Origin of the sequence: Haloarcula sp. KBTZ06, from assembly GCF_048595605.1 — an archaeon.
GTDB classification, from domain to species: Archaea; Halobacteriota; Halobacteria; order Halobacteriales; family Haloarculaceae; genus Haloarcula; species Haloarcula hispanica.
Window position 1 is genome coordinate 81,908 of record NZ_CP184339.1, and the last position, 17,694, is coordinate 99,601.

The window sequence follows — 17,694 nt, forward strand, 5'->3', positions numbered from 1 at the left end:
TAGCCGCACATCGGAGGCAAGATAATGGCAAAGATCACAATCGACGACGTTACGAAGCGATTCGGTGAAGGAGATGAGTCAATCGTCGCGGTCGACGACGTCTCGCTGGACATCCGCGATGGCGAGTTCATCGTCTTCGTCGGTCCGTCCGGGAGCGGGAAGTCGACGCTCATGCGCATCGTCGCAGGGCTGGAAACGCAATCCGAGGGCGATATCAGAATCGGCGATAAGGTGGTCAATCAACTCGGCCCGCGCGCCCGGGACATCGCGATGGTGTTCCAGAACTACGCGCTGTACCCCAACATGACCGTCGAGGAGAACATGTCCTTTGGGCTGAAAATGTCGACGGACATGTCCGCCGACGAGATCGAGGAAGCCGTTACGTCCGCTGCCGAGATGATGGACATCGATATGCTGTTGGACGACAAGCCCGGCGAACTCTCCGGGGGACAACAACAGCGTGTCGCGCTCGGCCGCGCTATCGTCCGTGACCCGAACGTCTTCCTGATGGACGAGCCGCTGTCGAACCTGGACGCGAAGCTCCGGGCGGAGATGCGCACCGAGATCAACCGGCTCCAGAACGACCTCGACGTGACGACGCTGTACGTCACCCACGACCAGACGGAGGCGATGACGATGGGCGACCGGCTCGTCGTCCTCAACTACGGGGAACTCCAGCAGGTCGGCACGCCGCTGGAGTGTTTCTACCGCCCGGCCAACCAGTTCGTGGCCGGCTTCCTCGGCTCGCCGTCGATGAACTTTTTCGAGGGCACCGTCGAGGGCGGAACCCTCCGCGCGGACGGCTTCGACTTCGACCTGACCGAGCGGATGCAGTCCGCTGTTGGGAGTCGAAACGAACTCGTCCTCGGTATTCGGCCGGAGGATATGACGCTTCACGACCGGGCGAACTCGGGCCACGAGTTCGAGGCCGTCGTCGACGTCGTCGAACCGATGGGGAGCATCTCCTACGTCTATCTCCAGGCCCGGTCACAGAGCCACGAGCAGACGTTCATCGTCGAGACGGACGGCCAGCGCCCGATCAGCGAGGGCCAACACGTCTACGTGGAGATCCCGGACCGGGACGTGCACCTGTTCGACCGCGCCAGCGGCGAGACGATCCACCAGCGCCAGCTCGGTGACGACGCGGAGATGGCGCTCGAAGAGCAAATGAAACCCGCCGAGTGACGGCGATACCTGTCGTCGCCTCACTCGCCGCAACCGACAGTTATCGACACACGACACATGACACATGACAGCTCAAGATATTCCACACTACGAGACGCGAACCGCTATCTGCGAGTACGGCCGGAGCCTGCTCGACGACGATCTGACAACCGGGACCGGTGGAAACCTGAGTGCCCGACTCGACGAGAACCACATCGCGATCAGCCCGTCGGGAATCCCCTACGAGGAGATCGAACCGGAAGACGTTCCTGTTGTACGGATGGATGGCACTGTCGTTGAGGGCGACGTCGAGCCGTCGACGGAGCTACCGATGCATCTGGCGGTCTACCGCGAGCGGCCCGCGGTCGGTGGCGTCGTCCACACCCACTCGCCGTACGCGACGACGTTTGCCTCGCTCGGGGAGGCGATTCCCGCCTCCCACTACCTCCTCTCGTTCACCGGGACGGAGGTCCCAGTCGCCGAATACGAAACGCACGCGACCGAGAAACTCGGCGAGGCCGCCGTCGACGCGCTGGGCGAGTCGTTCAACGCCACGCTGTTGCGCAACCACGGCGTGCTGACCGCCGACGAGTCGCTGGACGACGCCTACACGGTCGCGTTGATGGTCGAGTACTGCGCCCGCATCCACCATCAGGCCCGGGCCATCGGCGAGCCGGAGATCCTCCCGGACGAGGAGATCGACCGGCTGGCCGATAAGCTCGACAGCTACGGACAGTGACCACTCGTGCGAACCACACCTGAGAGCATCCCATGAACCACGTCGCAATCGACATCGGCGCGAGCGGCGGGACGGTGTTCCTCGGCGAGGTGACCGAGTCCTCGTTCGCGGTACAGGAGGTCCACCGGTTCGACAACCGACCCGTCGAACGGGACGGCCGCTACGTCTGGGACGTCGACGCGCTGGTCGACCACATCGGCGACGGGCTCAGTGCGGCCGACGACCGCGCCGACGGCCTCGACACGGTCGGTATCGACACCTGGGGGCTCGACTTCGGACTCCTGGCCGACGGCGAACTGCTCCGGGACCCGGTCTCCTACCGCGACCCCGAGTCGACGGCCACACGCGAGCAAGTGTTCGAGGCCGTCGGCAAGCGGCGGCTGTTCGACGCGACCGGCATTACGAACTGGAACACGCCGAACACACTGTGGCAGCTCCACACCATCGCTGAGCGGGAGCCCGAACGCCTCGAAGAAACCGACGGCCTGCTCATGATGCCACAGCTCCTGTCCGCACGGATTGGAGGGGTGCCGGCGGGCGAGGTGACGATTGCCTCGACCACGCAGATGGTCGATCCCGAGGAACGAACGTGGGCCACCGACCTGCTCGAAGAGCTGTCGGTGCCGACTGACCTGCTCCCGCCGCTGTCTGAACCCGGACAATGTCTCGGGGCGGTCGATGACGACGTCGTCTCGGGGCTGTCTTCGCCGCCGGAAATAGTGACGCCGGCGAGCCACGACACGGCGGCGGCCGTCGCCGGGCTCCCGCTGGTCGAGGACGCCGCGTTCCTCAACACTGGCTCGTGGTTCATCCTCGGCGTCGAGCGCGATGCACCAGTGCGGACAGACGACGCCTTCGAACACGGCGTTTCGAACGAACTCGGCGTCGACGGGAGTGTCCGGCTCCTGAAAAACATCAACGGCTTCTTCATGCTCGAAGAATGCCGCAAAGCGTGGCGCGAAGCGGGCGAACCGCTGGAGTACGAGACGCTGTTGTCGGCCGCCGAGGAGGCCCCGCCACGGGCCGCACTCGTCGATACGGATGCCGAGACGTTCGGCATCGACGAGCCGATGCCCGAGCAGATCCGGGCCTACTGCCGCCGAACGGACCAGCCCGTCCCGACGGGGCAGGGCAGCATCGTCCGCTGTCTCCTCGACAGCCTGGCGGCGAAAACGGCGCTGGAACTCGACGCGCTCGCGGCAGTCGTCGACGACCCGCCATCGCATATCGTGCTCGGTGGCGGCGGTGTTAGAAACGAGCTGTTCTGTCAGCTACTGGCCGACGCCACCAACCGCCCAGTGTCGACTGGCCCAGTCGAGGCGACGGCTGTCGGCAACGTCCTCACACAGGCCGTCGCCGCCGGAACGGTTTCTGACATCGAAACCGGGCGGCAGTTGGTCGAATCGGCGTTCGAGACGACGACATACGAACCGGGTACCGCTGGCGAGTGGGCCGACGTAAAAGACCGGTTGGCCGCACTGACCGACGCCTCGTCGCCCGAGGCCTGACACCTCACCGCGAGGTGTAGCCGCCGTCCATCACGACGGTCGACCCCGTCATGTACGACGACGCGTCCGACGCGAGGTAGACGACGAGTTCTTTCAGTTCCTCCGGTCGACCGAGTCGGCCCATCGGCGTGTTCTCGAGCCACGTTTCTTCCATCTCGGGGCTCTCTTCGAGCACTTCGTCGACGAGTTCGGTCCGCATGTAGCCGGGCGCAATAGTGTTGACGCGGACGCCCTGCTCGCCCCACTCGACCGCCAGTGACTGGGTCAGCATCCTGACGCCGGCTTTCGTCGTGTTGTAGCTGGCCTGTTTCTGCGGGACGTTCACGTCGAAGCCTGACATCGAGGAGACGTTGACGATGCGGCCCTCGCCCCGTTCGAGCATCTGCTGGCCGACGTGTTTGGCACAGAGAAAGACACCGTCGAGGTTGACCGATACGACCCGCCGCCATGACTCGATGCTCGTCTCCTCCGCAGGGGAGTTCTCGACGATCCCGGCATTGTTGACCAGTACGTCAATCGGTCCGAGGCGGTCGGTCACGTCTTCGACCATCGCCTCGACCGAGGCTTCGTCCGTCACGTCGACCTCCGTCGCGACGACGTCCGTTTGACCGTCGAGTTCTGCGGCCGTCCGTTCCGCTTTCTCGATGTTCACGTCCGCGATAGCCACGTCGGCCCCCATCTCGGTGAGCCCGGTCGCCATCTGTTTGCCGAGACCCTGCGCCGCACCGGTGACGATAGCTGTCTCTCCGTCGAGGGAGAAGCTGTCAACTACACTCATGCGTACGCTTGGTGCTCCGGTAGCCTCCAGCATAAATGTACGCCTATTTTTGTTACAGTCTTTGTCGGGCCGATATCGGCAGCCAGTCATTACAAGTACTCCCTCGCAGATAACATAGCTATGCAAATCACCGACTTCGAACTGTTCGCCGTGCCGCCGCGGTGGTTGCTTCTTAAACTGGAGACTGACGAGGGGATCGTCGGCTGGGGCGAGCCCATCGTTCAGGGCCGGTTGGAGACAGTCCGTGCCGCTGTTACCGAGCTTATCGAGGCGTATCTCCTTGGGGCCGACCCACTTCGAACCGAGTATCACTGGCGGAAGCTCTATCAGAGCGGGTACTTCCGCGGCGGGCCGATACTCATGAGCGCGCTCGCGGGCATCGACCACGCGCTCTGGGACATCAAGGGGCGGCACTACGGCGCACCGGTGCACGAACTACTCGGCGGGCACGTCCGCGATAAGCTACTCGTCTACCAGTGGCTCGGTGGCGATGATCCGCAAGACGTGGCCGCGGCCGCGAAAGAGGACCGAGAACGCGGCTACAGAGCGTTCAAGTTCAATTTCGCCCGGGAGTTTCGGCCGATTGAGACGCCGAACGCTGTCGATCATGCGGTTGAGCGTGTGGCTGCAATCCGTGACGCCGTCGGTGACGACGCCCTCGTCGGAGTCGACTTCCACGGCCGCGTCTCGAAACCGATGGCCGCGGATCTCGTCGAGCGACTCGAACAGTTCGATCTGATGTTCATCGACCAGCCGCTGCTCCCCGAACACGACGACTCGTTTGCCAGTATCGCCGAGCGGACGACTGTTCCGATAGCGACTGGCGAACGGTTTTATTCGCGTTATGACTTCAAGCGCCTCCTCGTTGACGACGGGGTGTCGATACTCCAGCCCGACGTGACCCACGTCGGTGGCATCAGCGAGATGCGCAAGGTCGCGTCGATGGCGGAAACGTTCGACGTAGCCGTCGTTCCACACTGTCCGCTCGGCCCCGTCGCGTTCGCGGCGAGCCTGCAGGTCGGGTTCTGCGCCCAGAACGTCGTGCTGCACGAACAGGACCTCGATCTACACGACCCGACGACGAGCCAGCGACTCAAGGTCCTGGAGGACCCGAAGACGTTCCAGTTCGAAGACGGCTACGTCAAACGGCCGACCGGCCCCGGACTCGGTATCGGTCTCGACGAGACTCTCATCCGCGAACTGGCACAGACAGAGGTCAACTGGTACAACCCGGTATGGCACCACGAGGACGGGAGCGTCGCGGAGTGGTAGCTGGACACGGCAACCCAATGGGGCGGCCCACCCTGTGTATTTTTATGGCTCTGTTCCGTGCCAACAGGTATGCGAACTGCTGTACTGGTAGAACCAAATGAGTTCGAGCTGGAGGACCGTCCCAGACCGTCGCCCGGGCCCGACGACGTACTCGTTGCCGTTCGCGACGTTGGGATCTGTGGCTCCGACGTCCACTACTACGAACACGGTCGTATCGGCGACTACGTCGTCGAAGACCCGCTCGTCCTCGGACACGAGAGCGCCGGTGAAGTCGTCGAAGTGGGCGAGAACGTTACGCACCACGAACCGGGTGACCGGGTCGCGCTCGAACCCGGCGTTCCGTGCCGGCGCTGTGCCCACTGCAAGCGCGGCGATTACCACCTCTGTGAGGAAGTGACGTTCATGGCGACGCCGCCACACGACGGCGCGTTCACGGAGTACGTCTCGTGGCCGGCCGACTTCGCCTACACGCTCCCGGAGGCCGTTTCCACTGCTGAAGGGGCACTGTGCGAGCCGCTTTCGGTCGGCATCCACGCCTGCCGCCGCGGCAGCGTCGGAACCGGGGATACAGTGCTGATAACCGGAGCTGGGCCGATTGGGCTGATGGTGCTGGAGGCCGCGCGTGCCGCGGGCGCGACGGACGTAATACTGACCGATGTCGTCGACGAAAAGCTGACCTTTGCCGAAGAACGGGGAGCGGACCTGACCGTCAACGTTACCGAAACGGATCTCGATGCGGCGGTCGCCGAGTACACGGACGGCGTCGGTGCTGATGTGGTCGTCGAAGCCTCCGGCGCGGAGCCGTCGATCAAGTCGACAATCGACGTGGTCCGTCGGGGCGGCACGGTCGTTCTGGTCGGACTCGCCAGCGAAGCGGAGGTCCCAATCGACGTGCTGGAACTCATCGACAACGAGGTCGACGTCCACGGCTCGTTCCGGTACAAGAACACCTACGACGCGGCTGTCGACCTGTTGGCCGACGGCGAAGTCGACGTTGAGGGAATCATCGACTTCGAATCCGGACTTGAGGACATCGACGACGCGTTCCGCCGAGCGATGGAGCCGACTGTGGTCAAGGGCATGATATCACTTGATTCGTAACCGGCACTGCATTGAGAAGACTGTCCCGGAAAAAGCGCGATATGATAGATATACAGGTATTACTGAATATTGGTAGTAATTTCAGCAGGCCCGTTGTACGCACGACCCCGTGACGCGACTCTGAAACAATTAATGAGGCGGTATATTCTCTGAATGTACGGCCTCATAGCGCTTGAGGCCCACGTATTTGGGATCCGGAGGGTTTCGGTAGGTGCCCGAGAGATATAATTCTCCGACCTTCACACTGCCCAGAGATAGCCAGTATAGCGAAGTGAGACATTCTGATTATTATAGTATTGCATAAAATTATTGCTTTTTCTAGATATCAGTTATATCCGGGTGGGACGTTCCATCAGAGCGGCGTGCCCGAGTGAGATACCCACGCACTGTGAGTAGCCGAACGGTTAAACCTCGCCACCGTTGTGGGCGGATATGGACCTCTCAATCGTCGATCTCTCTCCGGTCCCGAATGACGGAACTGCGGCTGACGCGTATTCGAACACCGTCGACGCGGCCCAGCAGGCCGAACGCCTCGGCTATTCCCGGTTCTGGGTGGCGGAACACCACGGGATGGGAAACAAGCTCGCCGGAACAACACCCGAGGTACTGCTCGGCAACCTCGCCGCCGAAACCGACTCCATTCGGCTCGGGTCGGGTGCGGTCCTCCTCAACCACTACAGCCCGTTCAAAGTCGCAGAACTGTTCGGCTCCCTCGATGGCCTTGCTCCCGGACGAATCGACGCGGGGCTTGGGCGGGCAAACGGGTCTCCGGCCGTGGACCGCGCGCTCGGGACGGACCGCCGCGTCCGGAACCCCGACGAAGACCACGCCGAAAAAATCGAAGCCGTCGTTTCGCACCTCTACGACAGCTACCCGGACGGACACGCGTACAGTGATCTGGAAATCCCTCGTTCAGATGCGGAGACGCCTGTGCCGTGGGTTCTCGGGTCGAGCCCGTCGAGCGCCGCACTGGCCGGCGAACTTGGCCTGCGCTACTGTTTCGCTGCGTTCATTCGACCGGGGTTGGCCACCCGTTCGTTCGAGGAGTACCGGACTCACTTCGAATCGTCGGAGTTGGCCGGCGGCGTCGACGAGCCACAGGGGATGGTCGCAGTGAACGCGGTCTGTGCCGAGACCGACGCGGAAGCGGCGCGGCTCCGCGCCGTGGCCGAAGCGTCGTTCAAGCGGATGGAGCGAGGGGTCGTTGGCACGACTCCATCTGTCGAGGAAGCGATCGACGAACTCGGAGCGGTGCCCGAACCGACGCCCGCCACGCTGGATGCCGGTGAGTGGCCACGAGCGATCTCCGGGAGCCCGGAAACGCTCAATAACCTTCTCGAACAGCTGTCTGATCGTGTCGGAGTCGATGAGGTGATGATCCAGCACGTCGTCGGCGACCACGCTGACGCGCTCCGCTCCCACGAGTTGCTCGCAGACGGTGTCGGGCTCACACCGCGCTGACTCTCTCTATTGGCGTGGGATGTAAACGGAGTTCTATGTTATACTATCAAAAGTCCAGTTTATGCCACTAAATATTCGCTTGATAGCCTCTATTTGCGTTGTTTACACCACTATTTACCATATATGGAAGTATCTATTTCTGATTGTAGACAAATTACATAGATAGGGTTATTTTGGAGTGGTTTTCTATTTTGAGTGTCTTTTATATAAGTTCAAAAGTTAGTGTGCCAGCAGTTCCAGATACCGGCTGTTCGGGCCAGCTTAGTCGTTTGCGGCCGCGGGTGCGAACGGTTCCGTCGCTTCAGCTTCTGACAGGTCAGACACCGGCGACCACTCTAGGTCACGCTCGTACTCGAAGGCACGGTGGTCCTGCGTGGGATCGACGACTGTCAACGAGAGCCAGTTGTTTTCGAGTAGGTCTGCCAGTTCCGGGTGTTCAGCGAGGACGCCGTTGACGCGGTCGACCGGAGCGTGGATGACCGTCGAGAGGCGGAGCGGCTGGTGGTACGGGTCGTCGTCGGCCGCCATCAGCGACTGGAGCGGCAGGCCGGTCATCAGGTCGCCGCCGTTGCCCTGGTAGACGCCGACGTTGCCGACGGGGTTGTGGGTCACCTTCGAGCCGCTCCCGTAGACGGCGTTGTCGACCGTCGAGAAGTAGTACTGGGTGTTGATCCACTGCGTGACGACCATCGGGCCGGTGAGTATCGCTTCCAGCGCCTCGCCGTCAGCGTCAGTCGACCAGTCGTAGGAGTGGAGGAACGCGCGGCCGCCGAGGTCGACATCACTCGTCAGTTCGCGGGGGCCGACGACGAAGCCGGCGTTGCCGGCCAGGCCCCACTCGGGGCGGGTCTCGGCCCAGTCGGCGGCGCGGCGCTCCGTCTCGGTGACCCCTGATGAGGTGTCGGCACCCATGGACTCGGCACGCTCGGCGGCCGCGTTCTCGCGGGCAGTGGCGAGGTCGGCGCGCAACTGGTCGAGATCGGCAGCGTGGCTCTCGGGTACGTCGCTATCGTACAGTTCCACCTCGTCAGTCGTCGTGTTGTGTTCGCCAGCGAGGAAGACGGTGTCTTCGGGGATTTCGAAACCGCGGTCGCGGAGCGCGGCCCTGACCTCGTCGTCGTTGCAGATTTTCGCCAGCACGCGGGCGTTCGGGCCGCCGGGATTTCCGGCGCAGGCCCCACAGTCCAGACTCGAATCGTAGGGATTGTTGGTCGTCTCACTGGCATGCCCGGTGAAGACGACGAGGCGGCTGAACGTCTCCCAGCCCATCAGGTCGAACGCGGTGGCGGCGTACTCGACTTTCTCGTCGGTGGTCAGCCCCACCGGCAGGTCACCGGCGTAGGTGTGCTGGTGGTGGACGAGCGGGTCACAGAACTCGTGTTCATCGGGTACCGAGTCGTCGACCGCGTCGAACAGGTCATGCACGCACCCGGGGACGAGCGTGCGGGCTGCGAGCGCGAGGCCGTACCCGCTCCCGGCAGTCTCGACGTAGCCGTAAGCTGTGGCGGCGTTGGCCTCTACCGTTTCGATGATTTCGTCGGCGGTCTCACGGATGCCCGACAAGCGGTCGTGGCTCGCCTGGGTGTCGTCGTCGGTCGGCACGTCGGTGACGTGGTGCTGCGGGTCGAGAATCGGTGGACAGGCATTGACAGACACGTCGGTGTCGTATCCCTGGTACTCCATCGGGATCCCGAAGAAACCGGCGTACCCATGGGTCTCGTAGTCGCCCGCGGCCTCGATGTGACGGCGGATGATCTCCGAGCGCGTGTCGATACAGAAGACCATCTGTGCGTCCGGGCAGCCCGGTTTGTCACTGTCGGCGAGCGACTGGCTCTCCGCGGCGACGGTCTCGACGAGGTCGCCGCGGTAGGTCGCCTCCCAGGCGCGCAGGAACGCCCCGGCGAGTTCGGCGGCCGGGTCCGGGTCGATGCTGTCGTTCGAGGGGGCGATATCAGCACCGACGGCATCTAGCAGGGCCAGACGCGCCGCGAGGTACCCCGCCAGTGAAATCGGGTACGCCGACTGCCACACGCCCTCGTCGTCGGCACGCTGCTTGATGAGTCCTGTCCAGCCCGGGAGGGCGGTCAGTTGCTCCTCGAAAACCGGCACCCACTGACTCACCGGGTACGGTGCGAGCACCGCTTCGATGGCCGCAGTCGGCGCTTCGGGCAGATCAGTAATAATTCCCTCGTCGGGGATTTCGCTGTCGTGCTCAGCCACTCCGCAGAAAGCTGTGTAGAATCCCGCTTCGCGGTTCGGCATCGACCAGTGGGCGCTCCCCTCGTCGAGGAACGTCGACAGCCACTTCGTCAGCACCTGGTCGACGCGGTCGGTGGCGGTGTCGGAATCGCTTTTCGAGGCATCGGTCGCTGTGGCCATCCGGTCGAGCAGTACCTCGGGGTCGTTCTCGTAGCCGGCCTCGGAGAGTTCCGCGTCGAGAATCTCCGGGTCTATCTGGCCGTGTTGTAGCGCCGCACGGAACGTCTCCGCGCTGGGGTAGCCACGGCCGCCCAACAGGTCGGCTGCCTGCGTGACTGCCTCACTGAACGGCTGGTCCTCGAACCCCGTGAGGGGGTTTGCTGTCACGAACGAGTGGATGGGCCAGAGGGAGCCGACGGTGGTCGCTGCGGTGTCGATACTGTCGTGGATGGTGGATTCAGTACTCATTGTAGTCCTCCGTAGCAGTGAGCACAGTGTCAGCTGCCGGTTGACCGGCGTTCAGCAGCGCCACGTAGAGGCGCTGGCTGCGCTCGTGAACCCCGGTCTCGATGCCGGTGTAGATGCCGACGAAGACGACGGCGATAATGCCGTGGAGCAGGGTCAGTTCCGTCGTTGCCGGGCTGACAGGCATGAGCCCCGAGACGCCCGTATAGACCGCGGCGTAGATGACGATAGCCGGGAAGAAGACCACTGGGACGGCCCCGTAGCGGGCCGCCGTTGGAAGCGAGGTATGCTGTACGGCGCTACGGGCCGCGTGGAGCGTCGTGAACACCACAAAGAACGTCAGCAGGAGGCCGCTGTCGACCTTCGTCCCTTTCCCCGTCAGCACCGCGAACACTGCGCCGCCGGCGATGCCGGTCAGCAGTGTGACGATGACACCGATGATGCTCGTCGTCGTTCCTACCGTGTGTGGCGTCCCCTCGCTCGGGCTAGTGTGTTCAATTTGGCCGCCGGCACTGAGGAACTGGTAGGCCTTGTAGAAGCCGTGGAGGATGAGGTGGGTAATAGCAGCCCCGAAGAAGCCGAGGCCGGCCTGCATGATCATGAATCCCATCTGGCCGACCGTCGAACAGCCGAGTTTACCCTTGATGTCGGTCTGGACCGACTTCAGGAGTTTCCCGCCGATGGCGCTTGCACCGCCGACGGCGACGATTGCGAGCATGAGCGCAGGGTCGACAGTGATGACTGGGGCGAAGCGGGTCAACAGGATGCCGCCGGCGTTGACGAATCCAGCGTGCATCAGCGCCGAGGCGGGCGTCGGTGCGGTCATCGAAGAGAGAAGCCAGCCGTGGAACGGGAGCAGAGCGGACTGAATCATCGCTGCGAGCACGAGCGCGCCGGCGGCGACCAGCCACATCGGGCCAGCAAGTGAGTCAGCAGCCGCCGTGATTCCCGAGACCGTGGTCGAGCCGGTCGCCCACCACAGTGCCGTCAGCGCGACGGCGAGGAGCCCGCTGCTGGCGATGAAGTACTTGCGGGCGACCGTCGCAGCCGCCTGTGCCTGGTCCCAGCCGCCGACGATTCCGATGAGTTTCGCCATCAGCAGCCCCATCGCGAGCCACAGCGCCCCGAACAGGGCAAGGTGGTCAGCCGCGACCAGTCCCATCACGACCACCGTGAAACCGAATACAGTGGCGAAAAAGCCCGTTTTGAGGCGGCTGCCTGCCAGGTAGCGGCGCGAGTAGCTGTGAACGATACCGCTGAAGAAGGTGGCGACCACCCACATCAGGACGGTCAGCCCATCGACAGCAACAACGCCGGGTATCTCCCACGCGACTCCGGTTCGGACCCGAACGGCAAGCACAGCAATGCTCGCGGCAAACATCGACCACACGAGCCATGTGAGTGCGACAGGTACGAGCGGCGAGTCAGCCGTCGTGTCCGGGAGTGATCCAACCGACTTCGGTGAGTTGTGTCCTGACATCGTTGTTCGTGACCGATCACGGCAATCACTGAATGTGATTGACCAGTTCGGGTTGTCTTCATCCCTAGTGCGAACGGACTGATTATTAAATCCTTCTATACTACCAATTTGTTCCTAAAATAGTAGATTATAGAACATTATGTTTTTGTGGTTGAAGCTCGGTCGAGAACCACCGCCAGGGGAGTAAGCGGGTACCTCGCGGCCTGTGCTGGCAACACCGTTCGATTACGAGTCCGCTGTACACACGTACACAGATTCGACTATGAGGGACCAAGTGAGTATTGAGATGGAGTGATATTACCAAACTGTTCGGAGAGGCTGCTCAGGAAATCAGATCGTTGCCGGGCATGAGACGGTTACTCTCATACCCTGTCTGACCGCGTCGTCCCGGGCACGCAGGTGTCCAGAGCGTAACCCTGTGGTCGCGGCGGCGTCGTCAGCTAGCTACCGTTTTCGGAATCGAACTTACCGAAAGGCGTCGTCTCATGGCTCCGAACGAGTACTTCGTCGGCCACTGTCAGACCCATATCGAGGAGTGCCTGCGCAACGGGCGTGATATCGCTATCCGATTCGCCGACAGCCGTCACGAGGAGATTCTCCTCGCCGGTGACCAGTTCCTGTACCGATACCACACCGTCTATATCCAGAATTTTCGGGATTAAATCGCCTCGCTCGGGAATCGACGCAGTGCAGTAAAGCAGCATCCGGAGCGGATAGCCCGCCTGCTGATAGTCGACGTCAGCGCTGTAGCCCTTAATCACCTCGCTGGACTCGAGATGGTTAATGCGCTTGCGGACGGTGCTGTCGGACGTATCGGTTCGCTCTGCGATGTCCCCGGACGACATGTTTCGAGCATCCTCCTGTAATGCGTACAGGATTGCCCTGTCCACGTCGTCGATTTCCTCGTCAGCCATACTAGTGTGTCCACAGCAAGGACACTTTACTGTTGTACGTTCCCCCGATCCGCTGTTGTGGCTGTCAGCGGTAGCAGCGAGGTCTCGAACGCGCCAGCCGCAGCTTGTGAATAGATGCAGCATGTCTCAGGGTGGATAACAGCGGGGAAGTTGCGCTCTCGACGAGCATACGTGACACGGACTGCCGGGACAACCGACCGGAGTCCGTGACGGCGGCCAGTTTTCAGGCGCGCCTAAATTCCGAAGCAGTTATATATTTTTAGGTGGGCCTAACAACCATGTCGAGAGATGATACAAACCACAAGTCCCCGACTAGACGTGACTACATGAAGTATGGTGGCGCGGTGATAGGTGGGGGGTTGTTGGCGGGCTGTGTAGGTCAATCCGACTCCAAGTCAACTCCGAGCGAGCGAGGCACAGGCGACGGGTCGACCTCAATGGCCGAACCAACCACGGCTGATGACGGGTACTTGGTTACAATGTCGCCCATGGGAACCGTCGAGTTCGAAACGGTCCCCCAGAGTGTGTTCACGATACTGGGCCACCACGTAGACATGCTGGTCGCGCTTGGGCGAGGCGACGCGATCAACGCGATGCACGCGCCTGAATACCACCAATCGCTGTATCAGAAGTTCCTCCACCGACTGGAGGGAGTCTCAATCGACTGGGATGACCTGTACTCTTCGTGGCCGCCGTCGAAAGAGAAACTGTACGAACTCGATAGCGATGTCCATATAGCGGACCCAGCGAAGGTTGCGACGGCCGAGGGATGGGACGACAGTAGCCTCGAAGAGATAGGCTCGAACGTCGGCCCGTGGTTCGGGAACACGCTCAGCGGCACTCATCAGAAACCGCCATCAGGCTGGGCTGATGCGTACGAATACTATACGCTCTGGGAGATCTTCGGAAAGATCGCGCAGGTGTTCCGAGAGAGCGACCGGTACGAGGCACTCACATCGGTCCGCGAATCGATGCTGCAGACTATCAGAGCGGGCCTGCCCCCGGAACAGGAGCGGCCGAGCGCGGCCATGGTCCTGTTCTCCACATCCGACGAGAAAATATGGGGGTACAAAATGAACCATCCGGGCTACTACGCTGCCCACACCCGCCCGCTGGGTGCTACCGATGCGTTAGCCGACGCCGTTGGTGACGAGTACGGCGACGACGGGCGGAATATCACGCTCGACTCCGAACTGCTTCTCGACGCCGACCCGGACGTGTTACTCGTCCTCGGGCCGATGACGGGGTACCACAATCTCGACGACATTCGGTCACAACTGGCAGACGACGAGGTACTGAGAAAGATAACTGCCGTCCAAGAGGGGCGGATATACGCTCAAGGTGCCCGTCGGCAGGGTCCGATCCTGAACCTGTTTCAGACTGAAATGACCGCGAAACAACTGTACCCCGACCAGTTCGGTGAGTGGCCGGGCTACGTCGACGGCGAGCCATACCCCGAACTCCCCGTCGAGGAACAGCTGTTTGACCGCCAGCGTGTCGCTGACGTAATCACGGGTGAGGGACAGTGACTGACCCCGGTAGACCGGCGCTTGAACAGCCGACACGCAGAGATTATATCAAGGGAGCCGGGCTGATTGCGGGCGGCAGTTTGCTCGCCGGGTGTTCGAGCAACTCCGCCACGGACTCTACCGCGACTGAGCCAACGGAGACAACCGAGACCCCAACAGCGACTGAGACTAAATCATACACCGTCACTATGGAGCCGGTGGGCGAAGTTACGTTCCAGATGGTTCCCGAGCGATGGCTTCCCTACGGTGGCACCTACGCCGATATGGGCGTGGCACTCGGGCAGGCCGATGGCCTCACAGGTATCGGCGGGGCGGACCGCTACTACACGTACGTCTACGATGAGCTTCCCGGTGTGTCCGTCGACCAGGAGACGATTGACGCGAATCCGGAGGTCCGAACGAAAGAGGAGTTTTACGAACTCGACAGCGACGTGCACCTCTATGACCCAGGGATGCTCATCAACTGGTTCGACTGGTCGCAGTCGGACGTCGACGAAATCGCCGAAAACGTCGCTCCGTTCATCGGGAATCTGATCTTCCGTCGCTCCGACGAGTGGCACGACTACCGGTACTACACCCTGTATCAAGCCTTCGAGAAGGTTGCTGAGGTCTTCCAAGAACAGGCTCGGTACGAGGCGTTCAAACAGCTACACGACGACTACATCGCGGACCTGCAGAGTCAGCTCCCGCCAGCTGAGGAGCGTCCGAACGTCCTCCTTACGTTCGAGGGCACCGACGAACCGGAGTCGTTCTCGCCCTATCGGCTGAACGACAACGGCACGAGCAAGAAGCAGTGGCGTGATCTCGGCGTCACCGACGCGCTTGCCGGAACCGATATCGAGAACCTCAGCACAACCAATCGGGGCGAGTACGACTACGAAACGCTTCTCTCAGTCGATCCGGACGTTATCCTCGTCCGCGGCCACGAGCGAAAATCTGCGACCGAGTTCCGGGAGACCGTTCTACAGTTTATGCAAGACCACAGCGTCGGGAGCCAACTGACCGCGGTACAGAACGGACGCGTGTATCGCGGTGGCTACCTCCGACAGGGTCCGATTCACAATTTCTTCCTGACAGAACGGGCGGCCCAACAACTCTATCCCGATATCTTCGGCGACGTGACCTCAGACACCGAACTCTTCGACCGGGAGCGCCTCGCCGATATCGTCACGGGTGAGTTCGAATGAGTGGCCCGGACGGAGCAACGTTCGAACGACCGACGCGGAGAGAAGTCGTGAAAGGCGGTGGTACACTCGCCCTCGGTGGACTACTCGCCGGATGTTTGGGCAACAGCAGTCAGGAATCTTCGGAAGCCGGGACCGGCGACAGGGCCACGGATACCGAACCGAGCGCTACCGGGCCAGCGACTTCCGACGGAACGTATTCGGTGACGATGGAGCCAGTCGGAACCGTCGAGTTCGAAACTGTGCCCGAGACAATCGCCCCCTTCACCGCGGACTACATCGATATGCTGGTCGCGCTCGGTCACGGCGACGCAGTACAATCAATCTGGTACCGTGGACGGTACAAGACGCTGCACTACGAGGAACTCGATGGAGTGTCTATAGACCTCAACGCCCTCACACAGCTCTGGAGCGACGGCGTCTCGAAGGAGGCGTTCTACGAGATGGACGCGGATCTGCATCTCATCGATCCGCACGCACTGACACACTGGCTCAAAGCATGGGAACAGTCCGACCTCACGGAAGTCCGGGAGAACGTCGCTCCGTTTATCGGAAACCTCGTTTTCCGACGGACTGACGACTGGCACAACTACCGGTACTACAGCCTGTACGAGGCTTTCGAGAAGGTGGCTGAGATGGTTCAGGAACAGGCGCGCTTCGAGGCGATCCGTTCAATCCATGCCGAGCTAGCCGAAACGGTGCAGGCTCGGCTCGCGGCACCAGAGGAGCGACCGAACGCCGCGCTCATGTTCGCCGGCGAGGAGCCGGAAGCGTTCACGCCGTATCGGATTAGCGGGAACGGGGCCAACAAGGAACACTTCCAAACGCTCGGAATTGCCGACGCGTTCTCGGACACCGGAATCGAGGGGTACTCCGGCTCGGAGTCGCTCGATTACGAAGCGTTGCTGGAGATAGATCCAGACTCACTCCTTCTGCGATACCATCGCGAGGGGAAGACCCGTGAGGAGTTCGAGAACTCAGTGCTCGCCCATATGAAAGAGCACGAAGTGGGCAGCCGGTTGAGGGCCGTCCAGAACGACAGGGTGTTTCGCGGCGGTCCGATCTACACCGGCCCGTTGCACAACCTATTCATGATCGAACGGTACGCGAAGCGCTACTTCCCCGAGACGTTCACAGAGGCGCAGTTGTTCGACCGAGAACGCCTCGCGAGGATTATTACAGAAGGAGTTGCCGAGTGAGAGACAGGTCCGTGCCACCGCGACACCCGCTCTCAGAGGAGTAGGTGGATGTCCCCGTCGCGGTGGAAGCGGGTCGTATAGCTGAATACAAATAATTACTATAATTATAGTAAACTCATAGCAGCTTCTATTTACCCCGGCAGCGAAGCTCAGTGCTGATGACTGAAGTGACAGCAGCGACCGATACGCGCGGCCTCGAAACCGTGCTACTCGCGGTCGGTAGCCGCGACGACGCCCGAGTCGACACGCTCGTCGATGCCGTTACTGAAGTCACGGTGCCGACAGACGCGACAGTAATCATCGCACATGTGTTCGATCCGGACTCGTACCGGGAGGCGGTAGAGCAACTGCTCGAAACGCCAGACGAAAACATCGACCCGGACGAGCTGGCCGCACAGATGTCGGTCACCCAGGAAATCATCGACGAGCTGGAAGCCGAGTCGGTGACGACTGTCCCCCGTGCGACGACTGGGACGAGTGGGGAAGGTATCGTTTCCATCGCGAGAGACGTGTCCGCCGACCGCGTGATTGTCGGCGGGCGGCAGCGCTCTCCGGCGGGGAAGGCTATCTTCGGGAGCACGGCTCAGGAGGTGATGTTGAACGCCCCGTGCCCGGTTACGTTCGTTCGCGACCGATGACCGTGCAGACTGCGCTCCGGGCCTTGCCCGACGCCGCCCGCCCCCAGTGGCTTCGCCGTGGTA

General features: G+C 61.9%; 14 protein-coding genes. 10 read left to right on the top strand and 4 right to left on the bottom strand.

The window, feature by feature from the left end:
- Window positions 1-24 precede the first annotated feature (24 nt).
- The 3 genes from ACNO8S_RS16955 (at window position 25) to ACNO8S_RS16965 (ending at window position 3,411) form a co-directional block, all read left to right on the top strand.
- A complete protein-coding gene (locus ACNO8S_RS16955) occupies window positions 25-1,185 on the top strand; it encodes an ABC transporter ATP-binding protein (protein ID WP_064289109.1) in 1,161 nt (386 codons plus the stop codon).
- Between the two features lie 64 nt (window positions 1,186-1,249).
- Complete coding sequence (locus ACNO8S_RS16960) at window positions 1,250-1,903, top strand: class II aldolase/adducin family protein (protein ID WP_420182959.1); 654 nt, start codon at window positions 1,250-1,252, stop codon at window positions 1,901-1,903.
- A gap of 32 nt (window positions 1,904-1,935) precedes the next feature.
- Complete coding sequence (locus ACNO8S_RS16965) at window positions 1,936-3,411, top strand: rhamnulokinase (RefSeq protein ID WP_420182960.1); 1,476 nt, start codon at window positions 1,936-1,938, stop codon at window positions 3,409-3,411.
- Between the two features lie 4 nt (window positions 3,412-3,415).
- Here ACNO8S_RS16965 and ACNO8S_RS16970 read toward each other — a convergent pair whose 3' ends face one another.
- Window positions 3,416-4,189, bottom strand: a complete 774-nt coding sequence (locus tag ACNO8S_RS16970; RefSeq protein WP_420182961.1) for an SDR family NAD(P)-dependent oxidoreductase — start codon at window positions 4,187-4,189, stop codon at window positions 3,416-3,418.
- A gap of 120 nt (window positions 4,190-4,309) precedes the next feature.
- On the opposite strand from ACNO8S_RS16970, the gene dgoD reads away from it, so the two are divergent.
- The 3 genes from dgoD to ACNO8S_RS16985 all read left to right on the top strand — a co-directional run bounded on the left by dgoD (window position 4,310) and on the right by ACNO8S_RS16985 (window position 8,023).
- Window positions 4,310-5,461, top strand: coding sequence for a galactonate dehydratase (gene dgoD, locus ACNO8S_RS16975; RefSeq protein ID WP_420182962.1), 1,152 nt, complete (start codon window positions 4,310-4,312; stop codon window positions 5,459-5,461).
- A gap of 69 nt (window positions 5,462-5,530) precedes the next feature.
- A complete protein-coding gene (locus tag ACNO8S_RS16980; RefSeq protein ID WP_146417796.1) occupies window positions 5,531-6,562 on the top strand; it encodes an NAD(P)-dependent alcohol dehydrogenase in 1,032 nt (343 codons plus the stop codon).
- 432 nt (window positions 6,563-6,994) lie between these two features.
- Complete coding sequence (locus ACNO8S_RS16985; protein WP_008311924.1) at window positions 6,995-8,023, top strand: LLM class flavin-dependent oxidoreductase; 1,029 nt, start codon at window positions 6,995-6,997, stop codon at window positions 8,021-8,023.
- Between the two features lie 261 nt (window positions 8,024-8,284).
- Here the strand turns inward: ACNO8S_RS16985 and ACNO8S_RS16990 are convergent, their stop codons facing one another.
- The 3 genes from ACNO8S_RS16990 to ACNO8S_RS17000 form a co-directional block, all read right to left on the bottom strand.
- Window positions 8,285-10,690 (bottom strand): DUF2309 domain-containing protein, encoded by a 2,406-nt coding sequence (locus ACNO8S_RS16990; RefSeq protein WP_420182963.1) that lies wholly within the window; start codon window positions 10,688-10,690, stop codon window positions 8,285-8,287.
- Entirely contained in the window at window positions 10,680-12,167 is a 1,488-nt protein-coding gene (locus ACNO8S_RS16995) for a proton-conducting transporter membrane subunit (RefSeq protein WP_420182964.1), read from the bottom strand. The genes ACNO8S_RS16990 and ACNO8S_RS16995 overlap by 11 nt, the downstream gene beginning before the upstream one ends.
- Before the next feature lie 440 nt (window positions 12,168-12,607).
- Window positions 12,608-13,081 carry an Lrp/AsnC family transcriptional regulator gene (locus tag ACNO8S_RS17000; RefSeq protein ID WP_014031125.1) on the bottom strand — a complete coding sequence of 158 codons (474 nt, stop codon included), beginning with the start codon at window positions 13,079-13,081 and terminating at the stop codon, window positions 12,608-12,610.
- 278 nt (window positions 13,082-13,359) lie between these two features.
- On the opposite strand from ACNO8S_RS17000, the gene ACNO8S_RS17005 reads away from it, so the two are divergent.
- The 4 genes from ACNO8S_RS17005 to ACNO8S_RS17020 all read left to right on the top strand — a co-directional run bounded on the left by ACNO8S_RS17005 (window position 13,360) and on the right by ACNO8S_RS17020 (window position 17,631).
- A complete protein-coding gene (locus ACNO8S_RS17005) occupies window positions 13,360-14,610 on the top strand; it encodes an ABC transporter substrate-binding protein (protein WP_369802699.1) in 1,251 nt (416 codons plus the stop codon).
- The gene (locus ACNO8S_RS17010) at window positions 14,607-15,797 is read left to right on the top strand and encodes an ABC transporter substrate-binding protein (protein WP_420182965.1); all 1,191 of its coding nucleotides are present in this window, start codon (window positions 14,607-14,609) and stop codon (window positions 15,795-15,797) included. Before ACNO8S_RS17005 ends, ACNO8S_RS17010 begins: the two co-directional genes overlap by 4 nt.
- Complete coding sequence (locus ACNO8S_RS17015) at window positions 15,794-16,993, top strand: ABC transporter substrate-binding protein (RefSeq protein WP_420182966.1); 1,200 nt, start codon at window positions 15,794-15,796, stop codon at window positions 16,991-16,993. Before ACNO8S_RS17010 ends, ACNO8S_RS17015 begins: the two co-directional genes overlap by 4 nt.
- 158 nt (window positions 16,994-17,151) lie before the next feature.
- Entirely contained in the window at window positions 17,152-17,631 is a 480-nt protein-coding gene (locus tag ACNO8S_RS17020; RefSeq protein ID WP_050038338.1) for a universal stress protein, read from the top strand.
- Window positions 17,632-17,694: the final 63 nt, after the last annotated feature.